Below are 17,509 nucleotides of genomic sequence, written 5' to 3'. Positions count from 1 at the left end.
TAACTAATTTAAAGATATGTCAACTTCATATAAATTTGAAACGCTGCAACTACATGCAGGTCAAGAGATTGATCCAACTACAGGATCTCGCGCAGTACCAATTTATCAAACCACTTCTTACGGATTCAAGAACTCAGAACATGGTGCAAACCTGTTTGCATTGAAGGAATTCGGAAACATTTACACCCGTTTAATGAACCCGACGACGGATGTTTTTGAGAAGCGTATCGCTGCACTGGAGGGCGGTGTAGCTGCTGTGGCGGTAAGTTCTGGCCAGGCAGCCCAATTCCTTGCCTTGACAAACATTCTACAAGCAGGCGACAACTTTGTTTCTTCGACACACCTATATGGTGGCAGTTACAACCAGTTTAAAGTTTCTTTCAAAAAGCTGGGTATAGAAGTAAAGTTTGCACAAGGTGATAATCCTCAGGATTTTGAAGCCAAGATAGATGAGAAAACAAAGGCGATCTATGTAGAAACCATTGGAAATCCTTCGTTCAGCATTCCTGACTTTGAAAGGATCTCCTCCATAGCGCAGAAACATGATCTGCCATTGATCGTAGATAATACCTTTGGTGCTGGTGGATACCTGTTCAGGCCGCTGGAACATGGGGCGAATGTTGTTGTAGAATCGGCAACGAAGTGGATCGGCGGGCATGGTACCAGCATCGGCGGTGTAATCGTTGACGGCGGAAACTATAACTGGGGCAATGGTAAATACCCGCAGTTTACCGAACCGTCCGAAGGTTATCATGGTCTGGTGTTCAATGATGTTTTTGGAATTGGTGGTCCTTTTGGAAACATTCAATTCGCAATCCGTACAAGAGTTGAGGGTTTGCGCGACTTCGGTCCTTCCATCTCTCCTTTTAACTCCTTTTTACTGATTCAGGGTCTTGAAACCTTATCATTACGTGTACAGCGTCACGTTGAAAATGCTTTGGCTTTAGCAACATGGCTGGAGAAACATCCTGCGGTGAAGAGCGTAAGTTACCCTGGACTAGAAAGCAGTCCATATCACGCTTTAGCGAAGAAATATCTTCAGAATGGATTCGGCGCGGTGTTGTCTTTTGAACTTCATGGGGAAAAAGAACAGGCTATTACGCTGGTAGACAATCTGAAATTGGTGAGCCACTTGGCCAATGTGGGTGATGCAAAAACGTTGATCATCCAGCCTTCTGCAACAACACACCAACAGTTGAGCGCTGAAGAACAACGCCAGGCAGGTGTAACACCTACACAATTGAGAGTATCCGTTGGTATTGAACATATTGACGACATAAAAGCTGACTTTGAACAGGCATTTCAAAAGATCTCGGGTACGGATGTTGCAAGCTAATTTGAAATGAGCGAAGTACAATATTTTCATGCCGCAGAAGGCCTGACACTCGAAAGTGGTAAGCAACTGAAGAACTTCAGAGTTGCTTACCATACTTATGGCCGGCTGAATGCAAAAAAAGATAACGTGATCTGGGTTTGTCACGCACTGACGGCGAATTCAGATGTCTTTAGCTGGTGGACAGGGCTCTTCGGTAAGAAAGAGTTGTTCAATCCTGAAGAACACTATATCATATGTGCCAATGTACTTGGTTCCCATTACGGGACGACTAATCCTTTGTCTGTAAATCCAATTACGGGCAATGCCTACTATCTTTCCTTTCCTGAGTTTACCATCCGTGACCTGGTGAAAGCACATCAGCTGCTCGCCGCCCATCTTGGGATTGAAACGATCAAGGTTTTAATTGGGGGTTCCCTTGGAGGACAACAGGCGCTCGAATGGGCCATCATGGCCAATAAGGAAATTGAAAACCTGGTCCTGTTGGCATGTAATGCTGTGCATTCCCCATGGGGCATTGCATTTAATGAAAGTCAGCGGCTCGCGATAGCGACTGACCGAAGCTTTTATGCACAGAAAAAGGACGGTGGGAATAAAGGGCTTAAAACCGCGCGTAGCATAGCTTTACTGTCCTATCGCACCTATGAAGCTTATGGGGCTACGCAATTGGAAAGTTCCAATGAGAAAACCGGTGATTTCCGGGCCTCCTCCTACCAAAATTATCAAGGGGAAAAGCTGGTTAAGCGCTTCAACGCTTACAGCTACTGGTATCTTACCAAAGTCATGGATAGCCATAATGTTGGCCGCGGCCGACAAAGCATCACTGCTGCACTTGCAGCAATTAAATCGAATACCCTGGTGATCGGGATTCAGAATGACGTACTGTTCCCGGTGTCCGAGCAAGAATTCATTGCACAACATATTCCCGGCGCGAAGTACCACCTGGTTAACTCTGCGTATGGCCACGACGGCTTCTTGATCGAGACACAGGCACTTACGGGCTTGATCAGTAACTTCCTTAAGGAGCACGCAAATAAGAAAATTGTAAAATTAATACAGACTGCATAATGAGTGAAAAAATAAAGATTGGACTTTTTGGTTTTGGCGTTGTTGGTCAGGGTTTACATGACGTAATTCTTGGACAAGACCTAAATCTGGAGATCATCAAGATTGCCATCAAAAACCCAGAGAAGAAAAGGAGTCTTGACCCTTCCTTATTTACCACCAATCACCAGGAGATCTTCGATCACCCGGAAATTAATACCATCGTTGAACTGATAGACGATGCAGATGTCGCCTTTGAAATTGCAAAAAAGGCGCTAAGCAGCGGCAAACATGTTGTTTCCGCTAATAAAAAAATGATAGCGATCCATTTGGCCGAGTTGGTTGACCTGCAGCTGAAGCATGGTACCTCATTGCTTTATGAAGGTTCTGTTTGCGGCAGTATTCCGATCATCCGAAACCTGGAAGAATATTACGATAATGAGCTTCTGCATGGGATCAGTGGTATCTTCAATGGTTCATCAAACTACATACTTTCAAAAATATTCAATGAAAAGCTGAACTACCATGTCGCTTTAAAACAGGCACAGGATCTTGGATTTGCAGAAACTGATCCGATCTTAGACGTGGGTGGCTATGACCCTAAATTTAAGCTGACCATTGTTGCTGCACATGCTTATGGCCTGTTCCTGAAGCCGGAGGATATCCTCAACGTCGGCATACAGCACATCTCAGACCATGATATCCGCTACGCAAAGGAAAAGGGCTACAAGATTAAACTTGTACCTACTGCGAAAAAGATTGGCAGTTCAGAGTTGATCACCTATGTATTGCCAAAATTCATCAAACCGGACGACTTCCTGTACAATGTAGAAAATGAATACAATGGTGTAACCGTGCAGGCCGCATTTGCAGACAAGCAGTTCTTTTTTGGTAAAGGCGCTGGAGGACATCCGACAGGATCAGCTGTTTTATCTGACATCACTGCTTTAAGGTACGGCTACCGGTACGAGTACAAGAAGTATCACCGTCAAGGCAGCCTTAGCCATTCCAATAAGGTGAATATAGAGGTTTACATCCGCTATGTGGAAGAAAGCACTTTAGAAAAGCTGCAGGTGAGTGATATTGTTGAGCGGTTTAGCCGGAACGATTACAAGTATGTAATCGGGATGGTAAGCCTGGAGAATTTGTTAAAGAATAAAGATCTTCTGGAACATGGGGATGTCTTTATTGCACATACTGGAGATTACTCCTTTTCGGAAGCAGCGCTGGAGATTGCTGCAGATGAAGAAGCGCTAATACTTAATTAGTTTTGTTTGTTTAATGAAAAAGGCCGGTTTTACCGGCCCTTTTTATTTACAAGATATTTTAGATTTCGCGATTGATGTCCCAGTTTTCAAGGTACTCGGCAACTCGTTTCACGAAAGAGCCACCTAGCCCGCCGTCTACTACCCTGTGGTCGTAAGACAAGGACAGATACATCATATGTCGGATGGCGATTACATCACCAAACTCCGTCTCGAGTACTGCAGGTTTCTTTTTGATCACGCCAACAGCCAGGATAGCCACTTGCGGCTGATTGATGATCGGCGTACCCATGATGTTACCGAAAGATCCCACATTCGTAATGGTAAAGGTACCACCCTGGGTTTCATCTGGCTTTAGTTTGGAATTCCTTGCACGGCTTGCCAGATCGTTCACTGATTTGGTCAGCCCTACCAGATTTAGCTGATCGGCCTTTTTGATCACAGGGACAATAAGATTTCCGCTTGGTAAAGCCGCGGCCATTCCAATATTAATGTCTTTCTTTTTGATGATCTGGGTACCGTTTACAGATACATTGATCATCGGATAATCTTTTATGGCTTTCGTAACGGCTTCTACAAAGATTGGTGTAAAGGTGATCTTCTCGTTTTCACGTTTTTCGAAGTTCTTCTTTACACGGTCGCGCCAGAGCACCATATTGGTTACGTCAGCTTCTACGAATGAAGTTACATGCGGAGAAGTCTGTACACTCATCACCATGTGATCGGCGATCAGTTTACGCATGCGATCCATTTCGACAATCTCATCACCGCCACTTACGCTAACTGCTGCTGCTGCTGCTGGCTTAGCTACAGCTGCTGGTGTTGATGGTATTTGTTGTGAAGCAGGTGCTGCCGGGCTTGGTGTACTACTGTTGTCCCGCGCTGCGATATATTTCAATAGATCGTCTTTGGTCAGGCGGCCTTCGGCGCCTGAGCCCTCAATCTGATCAAGCTCTTCATTGGATATATTTTCCTGCGCAGCAATGTTCCTGACCAAGGGCGAATAAAAACGATCTCCGCTGGTACTGCTTTCGGTCATTGTTGCTTGTTGAGCTGGCGCCTCTTGTGTCAGGGCTGCAGGAAGTGGAACTTCCGGAAGTTCGCTGACCTCTTCTGTAGCTACAGCTGGCGGAGTTGTGGCTTCGCCCTCTGCCGTTTCAATGATCCCGATTACTGCACCTACTTGTACAATTTCGTCTTCTTTATAGAGCTGCTTGACAAGGGTTCCGGCAACTGGCGCAGGAACTTCAGAATCGACTTTATCGGTAGCAATCTCGAGTATGGTATCATCCAGTTCAATGCGCTCACCAGGTTGTTTGGTCCATTTGATAATGGTTGCTTCTGCAACGCTCTCCCCCATTTTGGGTAACAGTAATTCGTATTGAGCCATTTTAATTCGGTAAATTATTATTTGGTTTTCCCAGCAAAAGTAAGTGTTTTCGGGAACTTATTATTGATCTAGTTTAAGGCGGCTTAAAAGCAAGGTTAATGCAGAGGCAGCAGCACGTTCAATATTCTGTGTGCGTTTATTGCCGAAATTGAATTTCCTGGCTTCCACACCATGCCTGCTTGCTACTGCAATCCACACGGTGCCAACGGGTTTGTCCGGTGTACCACCATCGGGACCAGCAATACCGCTAACGGATATCGCATAGTCTGTCTTGAAGTTTTGCAAGGCACCCAAGGCCATCTCTTTTACGGTTTGTTCGCTTACCGCACCAAATTCCATGAGGGTTGAAGCCTGTACACCAAGTACAGCCATCTTCAGGTCGTTAGCATACGTGACGGCACCGCCGCTGAATACTGCCGAACTTCCCGGGTGTTTGGTTAAAAGGTGTGCAATGTAGCCGCCAGTGCAGCTTTCTGCAGTAGATAGGCTGAGTTTCCTGGATTTCATGATATCCAATACTGCTTTTTCTAATGGGATATCATCTTCAACCACCACAAATTCGCGGACCTCATCTGCAATCATTCTGGAGTACCGATCAATGTCGGTATGCAGCTGTGCTTCATCTCTCGAACTTCCGCTTAAACGTAGCCGCACTTGTCCGAGTTTAGGCAGGTATGCAAGCTTAATATATTCCGGTAGTGCTGCTTCGATCTCCGCAATCCGCAAGGCTAGGAAAGACTCACCGATGCCAGCGGTCAGTATGGTCTTGTGGTAGATGAATGGAAGGTTCAGTGCGGCCTTCAAACGTGGCAACACTTCTTCTTCCATCATGTACATCATCTCATAGGGTACACCTGGCATGGAAACGAAGATCTTTCCGTGTTCATTGAACCACATGCCGGGAGCCGTACCGTTCCTGTTGGGCACCACCACACAGCCATCAGGAACATCCGCCTGCATGCGATTGAGCTCAATCATCGGCCGGTTGGCTCTTTGGAAGATGGCTGACACCTGTTCTAACGTTTCTTCATCCCGACGGAAGCCCATGTTAAAGTACTTGGCCAGGGTGCGCTTCGTGATATCGTCTTTTGTGGGTCCAAGTCCGCCGGTGATCAGGATCACCTCGGCGCGACTTTCGGCAAGTTTCAACGCATCAAGGATGTGCTGTTCATCATCCGATACCGAGCTGATCTGTTTTACCCGGATGCCAATGTTGTTTAACGTTTGAGCCATCCAGGCAGAGTTCGTATCAACGATTTGCCCTATGAGAATTTCATCTCCGATGGTAATAATTTCTGCTAGCATATGTTAGTCATAACGCGAGTAGTAACCTTGTTGTTTGCTTAACTTAAGGTCCTGAAGAATTGATGCTTTAACTTTGATGGTAATAGAATAGCTCTTGTAATAACCGAAAGGTACCCAGTTGATACTCATGTCCCAGCAATGTAGATCACGATAGATCGCGATGTTGGTTAATGAAATGTCCTTTCGTTCGAAATCGTAACCAGAGTTAAACTGTACTTTCAGTTTTTCGGTTAAGTTGAAATCGCCATTGAAAGTTAATGCATTGGTGATTCTGGAGTTTGTGCCTTCCGGACTGGTAGAATATTGGAAACTGTACGCAAAGGCAAAGTTCCATGGAATATTGAAGTCTACAAAGGCGTTAGGATCTCTACTGATGGCCCGAAGTTGTGCATCCTGTTCAGGTGTGCGGCCCGTTTTAACGGTTTCTTCATTCACCCGGTCGATGTTTTCGTTTCTCCGTTTGAAAGATTCAGGATTGAGACTGTAATCGAATGAAAAACCAAAGCTGGTTAAACGTGGAATGGTGTACTGGTCGACCAACCTTTTCGTGATCCGGCTGTTGATTATGGTGTCGCCTACCTGATAAGGGTTCAGGATACCATTATAGTTAATCCCCAGTTTATCTGTAAACTGAGAACGGCCACTGAAAGAGATGGTGGAAAGCTTGAAAGCCGGTGCCAGGAAGTTATAAGATCCCGAGAAGTTCAAACCCTGGATTATTGGGATCTTCCTGAACCCTGTACCGGTGGTGTCTTTGTCTGACCTTACTTTCGCTTCAACGGTGTTGTCTAATCCAAAGCTCAGCAACGCCTGCTCCCCTTGCGAAGGTCCGGTGTAAAGGGTTCTTTCAAAGATGGAATACCTGCGATTTCTTCCCGGATAAGAAGGATCAAGTACCGGACTACCATCCTGATAGCGAAGTTCGTTGTAATACCCTTTTCTAGGATCGGAAAAGTCCGGTTTATAGCTCAGGTTAAAGTTTGGCGTCATGACATGTCTGATGGCGCTGATCTTACTTGAACTACCAAACTGTGCCTGGTTGTAGATCTTGGTAGACATACCGATACCGATGTTATATTCTCCGGAACGTTTGAATCCTTGTATGGTATCGTAAGTTAATGAGTCAGGGCGGTTCACCAGTCTCAACATCTTCTGTTGCACAGACTGAAAGTGCCATTGCTCATTGTACTGCGCATTCACGTTGAAATTGAAATAGTTTGCAACGTTGAATGGTAAACTGATTGGAATGTTGTGGTTAAAACCATTCTGGAACCTTTTAAACCCGTCTTTATCAAAAAGCTTGTCTTCAGTTGTACTTACCGTATTATTGGCCTGCAAGGAATAACCAAGCGTTAACTTCTGATACCACTTTTGTTCCCCAACCCTATTCTTGGAATCAAAAGGATTGATGGTATTCATACTTAGGTTTACCTGCGGCAAGGTTAAGCTTATGGTTTTACTCTGGATCTCCTGGCTGTGCCCTAATGCCGCCGTAAGATTGAAGATGCCCATGGTTTTTCCGTAGCTCACACTGGAAGCGAGGGTATTTTGCGATATGGCACGAACGTCATAGGTATTTCCAGCAGCCGTAGCCCGGTTATAAGAAGATGTTCCTGCATTCACATAAGCACTAAAAACGGTTCCGGGATTTGCATTCGCATTCTGGCTATGGGTCCAGTTGATATGGAAGTTTTTCTGCGGTTCGTACTCCGGTGTACCTTCAAGTCCGTTTCTGGTGCTTGCATACGATATATTGACGTTACCGTTGTATTTATACCGCTTCAGGTAATTGGAGTTGATGTTGGCTTCATAGGATCCCCGGGTAAAAATGGTCCCCATAATGCGGGCATCGAGGTAATCATTGAAACCTAGGTAATAACCGGCATCGCGAAGGAAGAATCCTCGTGTAGCATCTTCACCAACACTCGGCAGAATGATTCCGGAGGACTTTTTATTGGGCTTAGGAAAGAATGCAAAGGGAAGACCTATGGGAATCGGGATATCTTCAATTTTAAGGTAAGCAGGTCCGGTAATGATCTGATGTTCTGCAACGATCCCTTTGGTGATATAAATACCGAAGTGTGGATGTGGCAGGTTACAGGTACTATAGGTCATCCCCTTTACATGGATCTCATCATCGGGTTGTTTCTTACTCTGGCCTCCGGAAAAGAAACCACCCTCCTGTTCGGTGAAGGTGTTGTACACGGTACCCTTTCCTGATTTGGTATTGTAAAGCAATGAGTCAGCAACGGATGAGCCTTCCTGTTCCATCTTGAAGATTGGTTTACCGTAGTAACGTCCTTTCTCGTCCTTCAAACCGCTGGCGAAGATGGTGTTGTTTTTGGAATCGTATCGAATGTACTCTGCATCAAGCTCAAAGCTTTGGTAAACGACGCGTGCATTTCCATACAAATACATGATGCTTCGGTCTTTGCTGTATTTTGTAGAGTCGCGTGCATAGGTTTCTACCCTATCACTTAAACCTCCTGCAGGAGGCGTCTGGCGCTTAGCCGTATCTTGGTTCAGGGTATCTTGCTGTGGTATAACCTGGATCATCGCCAGGCCCGCAAAGCCATAGGATTTATTACCTGTTACAGCTAATAAAATGAATGAGGTAACTAAAATGATTGACCGTAAAAGTTTCAAATTCGTGTGTGAATGTTATTTTTGCATTAATGTATAATCCAAAACGTCCAAAATTAATCAAAAATATACCATTGATAAGTCCAAATGCTATAATGATGGTATTTATTTCTCTGCTAACCATCATCTCCTTTGATAATCAAGCCTTTAGCCAGGGATACAAAATAAAAACCATCGTCATCGATGCGGGTCACGGTGGCAAAGACGGCGCCACTAGAGGTGCCTTTTCTACTGAAAAAGAAGTTGCTTTAAAAACCGCTCTAAACCTCGGAAAGCTCATCGAAGCCGAAATGCCTGATGTCCGGGTGGTTTATACCCGTACTTCAGATGTCTTTGTGCCATTATACGACCGCATCGGCGTTGCCAACGAGTCTAAGGCGGATCTTTTTATCTCCATCCACTGCAACGATATGCCCCTTCGCCGGAGTACCGTAACAACAGGTTACCGCAAGCTAAAAAGCGGAAAACGGGTACCGATCAGGAAGACAGTTTATAGAAAGAGTACTTCCACCCGCGGAACGGAAACCTTTGTTTCTGGTATGGGCCGGATGAATGAGCAGGATGAGGTGATAAAAAGGGAGAACGCAGCCATTCTACTCGAAGAGAACTATCAGGAAAATTATCAGGGCTTTGATCCGAACAATCCTGAGAATTATATCATACTTTCGTTGATGAAGAATAACTTCCGCGAGGCTAGTTTAAACTTCGCCAAGATGGTGCAGAATGAATATGTTAAGGCTGGTCGCATAGACCGCGGCGTACAGGAGAAAAGTCTCGCTGTGTTGGCGAGAGCGGGTATGCCGGCGATTTTGACGGAGATAGGCTTTATCTCCAATCCCGAAGAAGAAGAATATATGAACTCCGAACTTGGTCAGGCGGAGATCACCAGAGGACTATTCAATGCAATTTCAACATATAGAAAAACGGTAGAACATAATTAATGAGCGGAATTTGTAGGAAGGAAATGCGGAAATACTTTAGATTTTTTGTTTGCACATTATTGGTTGGTAGTAGTTTAGCAGTAAAGGCACAAGGTGAGAACTACCGGGTAAAAACAATTGTAATAGATCCGGGCCATGGCGGTAACAAACCTGGCGCCAGGGGCTCTTTCTCGACGGAGAAAAACGTAGCCCTGGAAGTAGCGCTAAAACTGGGAAAAAGATTTGAGGAAGATATGCCTGAGATGAAGGTGTTATTCACCAGAAAAACTGACGTGGATGTAGATTTCCTTAAGCGGGCAGCAATTGCCAATAATGCGAAGGCAGACCTCTTCATATCGATCCACTGTAACTCCGTAGCGAGTTCAAGAGCCAGATCAACCTATGGAACGGAGACCTTCGTGGCGGGTTTACACCGCATAGATGAGCAGAATGTAGCCATTCGGGAGAATGCGGATATTAAGCTTGAAAAGAACTATAAGGAAAAATACGACGGGTATGATCCAAACGATCCTGAAACTTTTATAATACTTTCTTTGTTTAGAAATAACTTCAGGGCTAAGAGCACTGAAATTGCGAAGTTGATCCAGTCGAATTATGAAAAGAACGACAGGATAAACAGGGGCGTTAAAGAGCAGGGTTTATTGATCCTACAGCGCGCGGGAATGCCGGCTGTGCTCACGGAAATTGGCTTCATCAGCAATCCTGCGGAGGAGAAATATATGAATTCGGAAAAGGGCCAGAATGAGATTGTCGATGCCATCTTTAACGCAGTGAAAAAATACAAACAACAAAACGAATAAATAAAAACCAGGATCGAGTGAAAATAGCAAACGAAACCAAAGTGGGCATACTAGCTGCCTTTGCCATAGCCTTATTAATCATCGGGTATAACTTTCTAAAAGGCAATTCCATTTTTTCCAACGAGACGGTACTATATGCCAAATACCCAAGGGTTGACGGTTTAGGAGTATCCAAGCCAGTGCTGATTAATGGATTTCAAATTGGTCGCGTAGACAAATTACAACTACAGCCCGACGGTTCAATCGTTGCAACACTGAAGATCAATGGCAAATACGACATTCCTAAAAACAGCATTGCACGCCTGGAGAGCACTGACCTTTTAGGTAGCAAAGCAATCGTTATGGGACTTGGCACCGGCACCGTGTTCGCACAGGAAGGCGATACCTTGAATGCCAATGTCGAGAAGAACCTGATGGAAGCGGTTGAACCCGTGCAGAAAAAAGCAGAAGTGATGGTCGGAAAGTTAGATTCCATCCTGACCTCGATCAATTCCATCATGAATCCGAACTTCCAAAAGAATGTTGACAAAAGCTTTAACAGCATTGCTTCTACGCTTGCTTCCTTAGAAGCAACTTCAAAAAAGGTTGATCGTATGGTTGGTACCGAAAGTTCTAAAGTTGAAGCGATCATGAATAATGCGGTATCGATTTCAAATAACCTGAAAAACAACAACGAGAAGATCAATTCAATTCTGAATAACTTGAATACTGTAACCGATCAGGTTGCTGCCGCTAACTTCAAGCAGACGATCGACAACGCTAATCAGGCGGTTGCCGAGTTGCAGGGCGTCGTGGGCAAGATTAACCAGGGACAGGGAAGTTTAGGTTTACTGGTGAACGACCGGCAGATGTATGATAACCTGAATAATGCCTCAAAAAGTTTGGATAATCTGCTGATTGACCTGAGAGAAAATCCTAAGCGCTACGTACACTTCTCGGTATTCGGAGGCGGAAAGAAAGATAAATAAAGATTACTAAATCAGATAAGTTACACCTTCGAGTGCCAGTTCGGTATTCGGAAATACTGCAGCCGCTTCATCAAGGAGCGGCTGCAGTGTTTTATAACGGGACGAGAAATGTCCGATCAGAAGTTTACTTGCACCGGTTTGCTGCGCAATCTCAGCGGCCTGCAAAGCAGTGGTATGATGCGTAAAAATTGCCCGGTCCAATAGTTCATGTAAAAACGTTGCTTCATGATAAAGCACTGTACTGTTCTTGATGCTATCCAGGTAAGTACCATCGGCAAGCGTATCCGAACAGTAGCAATAGGTTTTTGGTTCGTTGGAATCAACGGTATAGTCGATGTTCAGAATGGTTGAGCCATTCGGAAGATCCAGGTCTACCCCACGCTTTAACAAGGGATAATATTCTATCGGCACCTGATCTGCCTCGAGTTTTTCGACCAGCAGTTTTCGAAGACGTTTCTTCTCTCTGAACTTAAAACCCGTACAGGGAATGCGGTGGTTTAAAATGATGGTCTCCACGCTTAGGTCTTGGTTCTCATAAATACAGGTAGGTTTATTTGCCTGTACCGCGGTAAACTCGATTGGAAATTTAAGGCTTGTGTCGGAATGTTTAAACTGAAGGTTTAATATTTCAAGTAAGGGTTCCGGACCAAAGATCTTCATCGGTTTGGTCCGGCCGTTGAGGTGCATACTTGATAGCAATCCAACTAGTCCAAAGTAATGATCTCCATGTAAGTGACTGATGAATACGTGGTCAATCTTACTGGATTTTATGCCATATTTAATTAGCTGCTGTTGGGTACCTTCACCGCAGTCGATTAAGTAGAACTTTTCATTACAATTGAGCAGTTGCGCCGTAGGGTTTCTATTATAAACCGGCGTTGCAGAACTACTGCCTAAAATGGTTACCTCAAATTTCATTTGTTACTTCACTTCTTCGTCTAAATCATCTTCGTCGTCTTCGTCACCAGCTCCGCCACCCAGAAGGTCTTTTTCAACTTCTTCCATGAAGATCAGGTCCTCTGCTTCACGCAGCTTAGCAACAAAGTTTAAGGATTCGTCAAGACCGGAGATTTCGATGATCTTCTCGAGCGAATCGTTCACACCTGTGATCAGGAAGTGTCCATTTGCCTTCTTGCACAAGCGGTCGCCAACAAGCAGGCAGCTTAGGTCCTGGCTATCCTCACAATCCTTTACCATAGAAAGATCCATGATGATGTTACGATATCCCTGAGAGTTCAACAGGATAAATTCAGATTTCAATAGTGGTGCATTGTCGTTGGTAAAAGTTTCCTCATTCAGCTTAACAACAACGTACTTTTCGTGTTTATCAACAATTAATGCCATTCGTTTTTGTATTTAGGTGCGTTTGTGTTTAGGAAAGGGACCTCAGACATTCCTGAATATTAGATTCTATTCGGGTGTAAACGTCTTCGGCTTCATTCTTCACAAACTGATCACCGGTTATTTGTTCGTATAATTCAATGTAACGTTCGGATATGGACTCAATGATCTCTGGTGTCATTACAGGTACAACTTGCCCTTCTTTACCCTGAAAATCATTTTCAATCAACCACTTTCTGACAAATTCTTTAGAAAGCTGCTTTTGTGCAGTTCCATTGTCCTGCCTTTCCTGATATCCTTCAGCATAAAAGTAGCGGGAGGAATCCGGGGTATGGATCTCATCAATCAGATAGATTTGGTCACCCACTTTACCGAACTCGTATTTTGTATCCACCAGGATAAGTCCACGTGAAGCTGCAATCTCGGTTCCACGTTGGTAGAGCGCACGAGTGTAAGCTTCCAGCTGTTCATAGTCCTTAAGTGAGACAATGCCCTGCGCAAGAATATCTTCGCGGGAAATGTCTTCATCGTGCCCGACGGCAGCTTTCGTGGTCGGCGTGATGATTGGCTCGGGAAGTCTATCGTTTTCCTTCAAACCCTCTGGTAAAGACACGCCACAAACGCTGCGTTTACCGGCGTTATACTCACGCCAGGCATGACCTGCAAGGTAACCTCTGATCACCATTTCAACTTTGAAGGGTTCACAGATCCGGCCAATCGTTACCATTTCATCCGGCACAGCCAATACCCAGTTCGGCACAATATCTTTAGTGGCTTCAAGAAACTTGGCTGCAATCTGATTCAGAACCTGCCCCTTGTAGGGAATTGCTTCAGGGAGCACGACATCGAAGGCGGAGATACGGTCGGTAACCACCATCGCCATAAACTGGTTCGAAATGGTGTAGACGTCTCTGACTTTACCCTTGTAAAAATTTGTTTGTCCTGGAAACTGGAAATTGGTTTCTTTAATTGCCTTCATTCTGTTGGTATTCGCGTGTTTTATTTTGATGCCTTTTTGGGGCTGTTATTAATGAAGCTCTCGGCTATTGAATATCGCCGTAAGCTTTTAGTATTCGTTTTACAAGTTTATGCCTTACCACATCTTCCCCGGTTAGATAGATGATATCAATACCAGGAATATCTCCGAGGATTCTTAGTGCGTTGTGCAGCCCCGACATTTGCTTCTTTGGTAAATCGATCTGCGTAACGTCACCAGTAACAATGAATTTCGCCGTTGGTCCCATCCTGGTCAGGAACATTTTCAGCTGAAGGTCGGTGGAGTTCTGGGCCTCATCGAGGATCACGAAGCAGTTATCCAATGTTCTACCACGCATGAATGCCAAAGGAGCAATTTCGATGGTCCGGTTCTCCAGATACATTCTAAGCTTATCTGCAGGGATCATGTCGTCTAAGGCGTCATATAAAGGTCGTAGATATGGATCTACCTTTTCCTTCAGATCACCAGGAAGGAAGCCAAGGCTCTCCCCTGCTTCTACTGCCGGGCGTGTTAGGATGATCCGCTTAACCTCTTTATTTTTCAATGCACGTACGGCGAGTGCCACCGCGGTATAGGTTTTACCAGTACCCGCAGGTCCGATGGCAAATAGCACATCATTCTTAACGATGCTGTCAACCATCTTTCGCTGGTTGGCCGTACGGGCCTTGATCATGAGGCCACTATTGCCAAATACGATCACCTCGCCAGTACCTGAAGCAGGTCTTTCAGCTGCCGGAGCATTGTCACTTTCAGCAGGTTTGGTGATAAGTAAAATAGACTCTACATCGGAGGGTGTCAGCGACCGAAAACGGTCAAGATGCGCAACAAGCGCGTTGAATTTATTCTCGAAATTCTGAAGTTCACGTTCATCACCAAGGACCTTTATATCAGTACCTCTGGCAACAATTTTAAGCTTCGGAAAAGCGAGCTTAATGAGTTCGTAATGTTCGTTATTGGTACCCCAAAATTGTGCGGGATCTACAGATTCTAATGTCAGTTTTTTTTCGTTCAAAATATTGTTTTTTAAGATAGACGTCTATACTTTGATTTAAAAATTGAATATTTGTAGGCTTTTTACCACATAGGCAAGATTAAGCATAAATATTCAAATTTTAATGGCCATTATCACTTTAACAACGGATCTAGGTTCCAAAGATTTCTACCAGGCCGCCCTTAAAGGCAGTATCCTGAGCATCATGCCTACAGCCAATATTGTTGATGTGACCCATGAAGTACCTTCCTTCAACATCTCTTATGCAGCCTTTGTTTTAAAGAATGTTTATCCTTATTTCCCCAAAGGAACAGTCCATTTAATAGGGATAGATTCCGTGTTTAATGAAGGCTCGAAATACGTAGCATTGAAGCATCAGGACCACTATTTTGTAGGTGCAGATAATGGTATTTTTTCGCTGCTTTTTGACCAGGAACCTGATGAAGTCGTAGAGTTAAACATCATGCAGGATCTTAAATATCTGCACTTCCCCCTGGTTGACATCTTTGTGAAGGCCGCCATACATCTGGCTAAAGGTGGACGCATGAGAGACATTGGCGTACCGGCAGATAGCATCGAGGAACGCATGCTTTTACATCCGGTAATAGAAAAAGACATTATCCGCGGAAGTGTGATTTATATAGACACTTTTTGCAATGTAATTACCAATATTACCAAGGACCTATTCACTAGGGTACAGCGCAATCGTGACTTTACCTTATACTTTCGGAAAAGTGAGACGATCACGCAACTTAGCTGGCATTATAATGAGGTGCCGGAAGGTGAAAAACTATGCCTTTTTGGCATCAGTAATCATCTGGAAATTGCAATTAATAAAGGAAAAGCAAGCGGACTACTTGGTTTGCACCTGAATGACATTGTCAGAGTCGAATTTCATTAGCTTTTATCCTAAGGCATAAAGTTTGATATCCCACAGGTATGATTAAACATTTGCTATTTGTATGCCTGCTTTGCTTCACATTTTTCGCTCAAGCACAAGTAGATACCAACTCCTATCAAACGCAGCGCTTTAAGATCAATGAACTATTAAAAGAACGCAGCGCGAGGTTCGGCCAATACGATCAAAGTCTGAATCAGCGTACTGGTATTTTTGGCTTCCAGACTAAAAAAGACATTAAAAACTCCAACGAAATTCTACGGCAAATTGTACTGAATGACAATAATATCTTCAAAGAACTGAAGGTGTTACTGGAGTATAAAGACCTGCAAGTACAGCAGGTGCAAAGCAATGCAAAGGCTAGTGATGAAAGGATCAGCGCCTATATGGCAGCGATTAAAAAGCTGCAGGATCAAAATGAGATACTCAGGAAGCAACTTAGTGAACAGGAGAAAGAATCTGGAAATGCATCCTTCTATGTGATTCTGTTGATGGCAGCACTACTCGTAGCTGCTGGCTATATTATCTACACAAAAGTAGCATTGATCAAAAAAATAAGGAACGCCTAAACGTTCCTTATTTTTTATCTTTTGTAAGTCATAGCTGAATGTTCTTCTGAAGATTGCAGCCGTGTATTGACCCTATTTACTGAAATGGCTTATAATTAGGTTTGCAAGCTCCGTTCCAATCCGCTCTTGCGCTTCATTGGTCGAAGCACCAATATGTGGTGTAAGCGAAATCTTTGGGTGCTGTAAGATTGCAGTTTGTGGTGTTGGTTCATTGTCAAATACATCCAATCCTGCAAACCCTACCTGGCCAGAATCAAGTGCAGCAATTAAAGCTGCTTCGTCGATTGTACCACCTCTGGAGCAGTTTACAACCCCCACTCCATGCTTCATTTTTGCAAACTCTGCTTCACCTAAAATTGGTTTGTCGGCGAAAGGTGTATGCAGCGTGATAAAATCGCTATGCTGAATCACATCTTCGAATGAAACCGTGTCCACTGGGATATCAACCTCTACACCACCTTGAAAATCCAGCTTTATGGTAACTGCAAATGGATGCAGGTCATAAGCAAGTACCTTCATGCCTAGGCGCAACGCTATTGTAGCAGCCTCACGGCCAATTCTACCAAATCCAATCACACCTAAGGTTTTGCCCTTGAGCTCGATACCAGGCGCATAAGCCTTCTTTAGCTTGTTAAATGTACTTGCACCCTCTACTGGCATCTTGCGGTTGGCATCTTGCAGGAATCTAACACCAGTAAACAGATGAGCAAATACCAACTCTGCCACTGATAACGAAGAGGCCGCAGGTGTATTTACTACAGCAACACCTTTGCCACGTGCATATTCAACATCAATATTGTCCATGCCTACCCCACCCCTGCCAATTAGCTTCAGGTTTGGACATGCATCAATAACATCTTTTCTAACCTTGGTAGCACTTCTCACGGTGATGGCATCATAATTCTGAAGTGCTTCTATTAATTTATCCTGAGGAACAGTTTCTGTATCCACAACGTATCCGGCTTGTTCCAGTAAAGCTTTACCGGTGGGATCAATCCCATCATTAGCAAGTATTCTGATCATT

At 44.3% G+C, this 17,509-nt stretch carries 16 protein-coding genes; 8 read left to right on the top strand and 8 right to left on the bottom strand.

The features are described 5' to 3' along the window. Positions 1-16 precede the first annotated feature (16 nt). The 3 genes from AC5WJX_RS03755 to AC5WJX_RS03745 are packed head-to-tail and all read left to right on the top strand — an operon-like array spanning position 17 to position 3,645. Positions 17-1,336, top strand: a complete 1,320-nt coding sequence (locus AC5WJX_RS03755) for an O-acetylhomoserine aminocarboxypropyltransferase/cysteine synthase family protein (RefSeq protein WP_494483411.1) — start codon at positions 17-19, stop codon at positions 1,334-1,336. 6 nt (positions 1,337-1,342) lie between these two features. Next, entirely contained in the window at positions 1,343-2,401 is a 1,059-nt protein-coding gene (locus tag AC5WJX_RS03750; protein WP_494483410.1) for a homoserine O-acetyltransferase family protein, read from the top strand. After that, positions 2,401-3,645: a homoserine dehydrogenase gene (locus AC5WJX_RS03745; RefSeq protein ID WP_494483409.1), complete on the top strand. Its 1,245-nt coding sequence runs from the start codon at positions 2,401-2,403 to the stop codon at positions 3,643-3,645. The genes AC5WJX_RS03750 and AC5WJX_RS03745 overlap by 1 nt, the downstream gene beginning before the upstream one ends. A 58-nt stretch (positions 3,646-3,703) precedes the next feature. On the opposite strand, the gene AC5WJX_RS03740 is transcribed toward AC5WJX_RS03745, so the two are convergent. From AC5WJX_RS03740 to AC5WJX_RS03730, 3 genes are read right to left on the bottom strand one after another with little or no spacing between them, the layout of a single operon-like run. Further along, positions 3,704-5,032, bottom strand: a complete 1,329-nt coding sequence (locus AC5WJX_RS03740; RefSeq protein WP_494483408.1) for a dihydrolipoamide acetyltransferase family protein — start codon at positions 5,030-5,032, stop codon at positions 3,704-3,706. 60 nt (positions 5,033-5,092) lie between these two features. Next, positions 5,093-6,337, bottom strand: coding sequence for a competence/damage-inducible protein A (locus AC5WJX_RS03735; RefSeq protein ID WP_494483407.1), 1,245 nt, complete (start codon positions 6,335-6,337; stop codon positions 5,093-5,095). 3 nt (positions 6,338-6,340) lie between these two features. Then, positions 6,341-8,983 (bottom strand): putative LPS assembly protein LptD, encoded by a 2,643-nt coding sequence (locus tag AC5WJX_RS03730; protein WP_494483406.1) that lies wholly within the window; start codon positions 8,981-8,983, stop codon positions 6,341-6,343. A gap of 92 nt (positions 8,984-9,075) precedes the next feature. Here AC5WJX_RS03730 and AC5WJX_RS03725 point away from each other — a divergent pair, with 92 nt between their 5' ends. From AC5WJX_RS03725 to AC5WJX_RS03715, 3 genes are read left to right on the top strand one after another with little or no spacing between them, the layout of a single operon-like run. Next, complete coding sequence (locus AC5WJX_RS03725; RefSeq protein ID WP_440429312.1) at positions 9,076-9,921, top strand: N-acetylmuramoyl-L-alanine amidase family protein; 846 nt, start codon at positions 9,076-9,078, stop codon at positions 9,919-9,921. Beyond that, the gene (locus AC5WJX_RS03720) at positions 9,921-10,721 is read left to right on the top strand and encodes an N-acetylmuramoyl-L-alanine amidase family protein (protein WP_494483405.1); all 801 of its coding nucleotides are present in this window, start codon (positions 9,921-9,923) and stop codon (positions 10,719-10,721) included. The genes AC5WJX_RS03725 and AC5WJX_RS03720 overlap by 1 nt, the downstream gene beginning before the upstream one ends. A 17-nt stretch (positions 10,722-10,738) precedes the next feature. Further along, positions 10,739-11,689: an MlaD family protein gene (locus AC5WJX_RS03715; protein WP_440429310.1), complete on the top strand. Its 951-nt coding sequence runs from the start codon at positions 10,739-10,741 to the stop codon at positions 11,687-11,689. 6 nt (positions 11,690-11,695) lie between these two features. Here AC5WJX_RS03715 and AC5WJX_RS03710 read toward each other — a convergent pair whose 3' ends face one another. The 4 genes from AC5WJX_RS03710 to AC5WJX_RS03695 all read right to left on the bottom strand — a co-directional run bounded on the left by AC5WJX_RS03710 (position 11,696) and on the right by AC5WJX_RS03695 (position 15,039). Then, complete coding sequence (locus AC5WJX_RS03710) at positions 11,696-12,607, bottom strand: ribonuclease Z (protein ID WP_494483404.1); 912 nt, start codon at positions 12,605-12,607, stop codon at positions 11,696-11,698. A gap of 3 nt (positions 12,608-12,610) precedes the next feature. Then, positions 12,611-13,033: an STAS domain-containing protein gene (locus AC5WJX_RS03705; RefSeq protein ID WP_494483403.1), complete on the bottom strand. Its 423-nt coding sequence runs from the start codon at positions 13,031-13,033 to the stop codon at positions 12,611-12,613. Between the two features lie 28 nt (positions 13,034-13,061). Further along, complete coding sequence (locus tag AC5WJX_RS03700) at positions 13,062-14,009, bottom strand: phosphoribosylaminoimidazolesuccinocarboxamide synthase (protein WP_494483402.1); 948 nt, start codon at positions 14,007-14,009, stop codon at positions 13,062-13,064. 64 nt (positions 14,010-14,073) lie between these two features. After that, positions 14,074-15,039 (bottom strand): PhoH family protein, encoded by a 966-nt coding sequence (locus tag AC5WJX_RS03695; RefSeq protein ID WP_494483401.1) that lies wholly within the window; start codon positions 15,037-15,039, stop codon positions 14,074-14,076. A 103-nt stretch (positions 15,040-15,142) separates the two neighbouring features. Here AC5WJX_RS03695 and AC5WJX_RS03690 point away from each other — a divergent pair, with 103 nt between their 5' ends. Both AC5WJX_RS03690 and AC5WJX_RS03685 read left to right on the top strand, forming a co-directional pair. Next, entirely contained in the window at positions 15,143-15,919 is a 777-nt protein-coding gene (locus tag AC5WJX_RS03690) for an SAM hydrolase/SAM-dependent halogenase family protein (protein ID WP_440429303.1), read from the top strand. A gap of 38 nt (positions 15,920-15,957) precedes the next feature. After that, positions 15,958-16,485 carry a hypothetical protein gene (locus AC5WJX_RS03685; protein WP_494483400.1) on the top strand — a complete coding sequence of 176 codons (528 nt, stop codon included), beginning with the start codon at positions 15,958-15,960 and terminating at the stop codon, positions 16,483-16,485. Between the two features lie 72 nt (positions 16,486-16,557). Here the strand turns inward: AC5WJX_RS03685 and AC5WJX_RS03680 are convergent, their stop codons facing one another. Further along, positions 16,558-17,508 carry a D-2-hydroxyacid dehydrogenase gene (locus AC5WJX_RS03680; RefSeq protein ID WP_494483399.1) on the bottom strand — a complete coding sequence of 317 codons (951 nt, stop codon included), beginning with the start codon at positions 17,506-17,508 and terminating at the stop codon, positions 16,558-16,560. Between the last annotated feature and the right edge of the window lies 1 nt (position 17,509).

It is taken from the genome of Pedobacter sp. NEAU-ZC8, from assembly GCF_059278965.1.
This window is presented reverse-complemented; position numbering and strand designations above follow the sequence as displayed.

Bases quoted from the DNA above. Each gene is read 5' to 3' on its own strand.
- AC5WJX_RS03690 (WP_440429303.1), top strand. From the start codon at position 15,143: ATGGCCATTATCACTTTAACAACGGATCTAGGTTCCAAAGATTTCTAC.
- AC5WJX_RS03755 (WP_494483411.1), top strand. From the start codon at position 17: ATGTCAACTTCATATAAATTTGAAACGCTGCAACTACATGCAGGTCAA.
- AC5WJX_RS03735 (WP_494483407.1), bottom strand. From the start codon at position 6,337: ATGCTAGCAGAAATTATTACCATCGGAGATGAAATTCTCATAGGGCAA.
- AC5WJX_RS03710 (WP_494483404.1), bottom strand. From the start codon at position 12,607: ATGAAATTTGAGGTAACCATTTTAGGCAGTAGTTCTGCAACGCCGGTT.
- AC5WJX_RS03705 (WP_494483403.1), bottom strand. From the start codon at position 13,033: ATGGCATTAATTGTTGATAAACACGAAAAGTACGTTGTTGTTAAGCTG.
- AC5WJX_RS03685 (WP_494483400.1), top strand. From the start codon at position 15,958: ATGATTAAACATTTGCTATTTGTATGCCTGCTTTGCTTCACATTTTTC.
- AC5WJX_RS03725 (WP_440429312.1), top strand. From the start codon at position 9,076: ATGATGGTATTTATTTCTCTGCTAACCATCATCTCCTTTGATAATCAA.
- AC5WJX_RS03745 (WP_494483409.1), top strand. From the start codon at position 2,401: ATGAGTGAAAAAATAAAGATTGGACTTTTTGGTTTTGGCGTTGTTGGT.
- AC5WJX_RS03750 (WP_494483410.1), top strand. From the start codon at position 1,343: ATGAGCGAAGTACAATATTTTCATGCCGCAGAAGGCCTGACACTCGAA.
- AC5WJX_RS03700 (WP_494483402.1), bottom strand. From the start codon at position 14,009: ATGAAGGCAATTAAAGAAACCAATTTCCAGTTTCCAGGACAAACAAAT.
- AC5WJX_RS03740 (WP_494483408.1), bottom strand. From the start codon at position 5,032: ATGGCTCAATACGAATTACTGTTACCCAAAATGGGGGAGAGCGTTGCA.
- AC5WJX_RS03680 (WP_494483399.1), bottom strand. From the start codon at position 17,508: ATGATCAGAATACTTGCTAATGATGGGATTGATCCCACCGGTAAAGCT.
- AC5WJX_RS03720 (WP_494483405.1), top strand. From the start codon at position 9,921: ATGAGCGGAATTTGTAGGAAGGAAATGCGGAAATACTTTAGATTTTTT.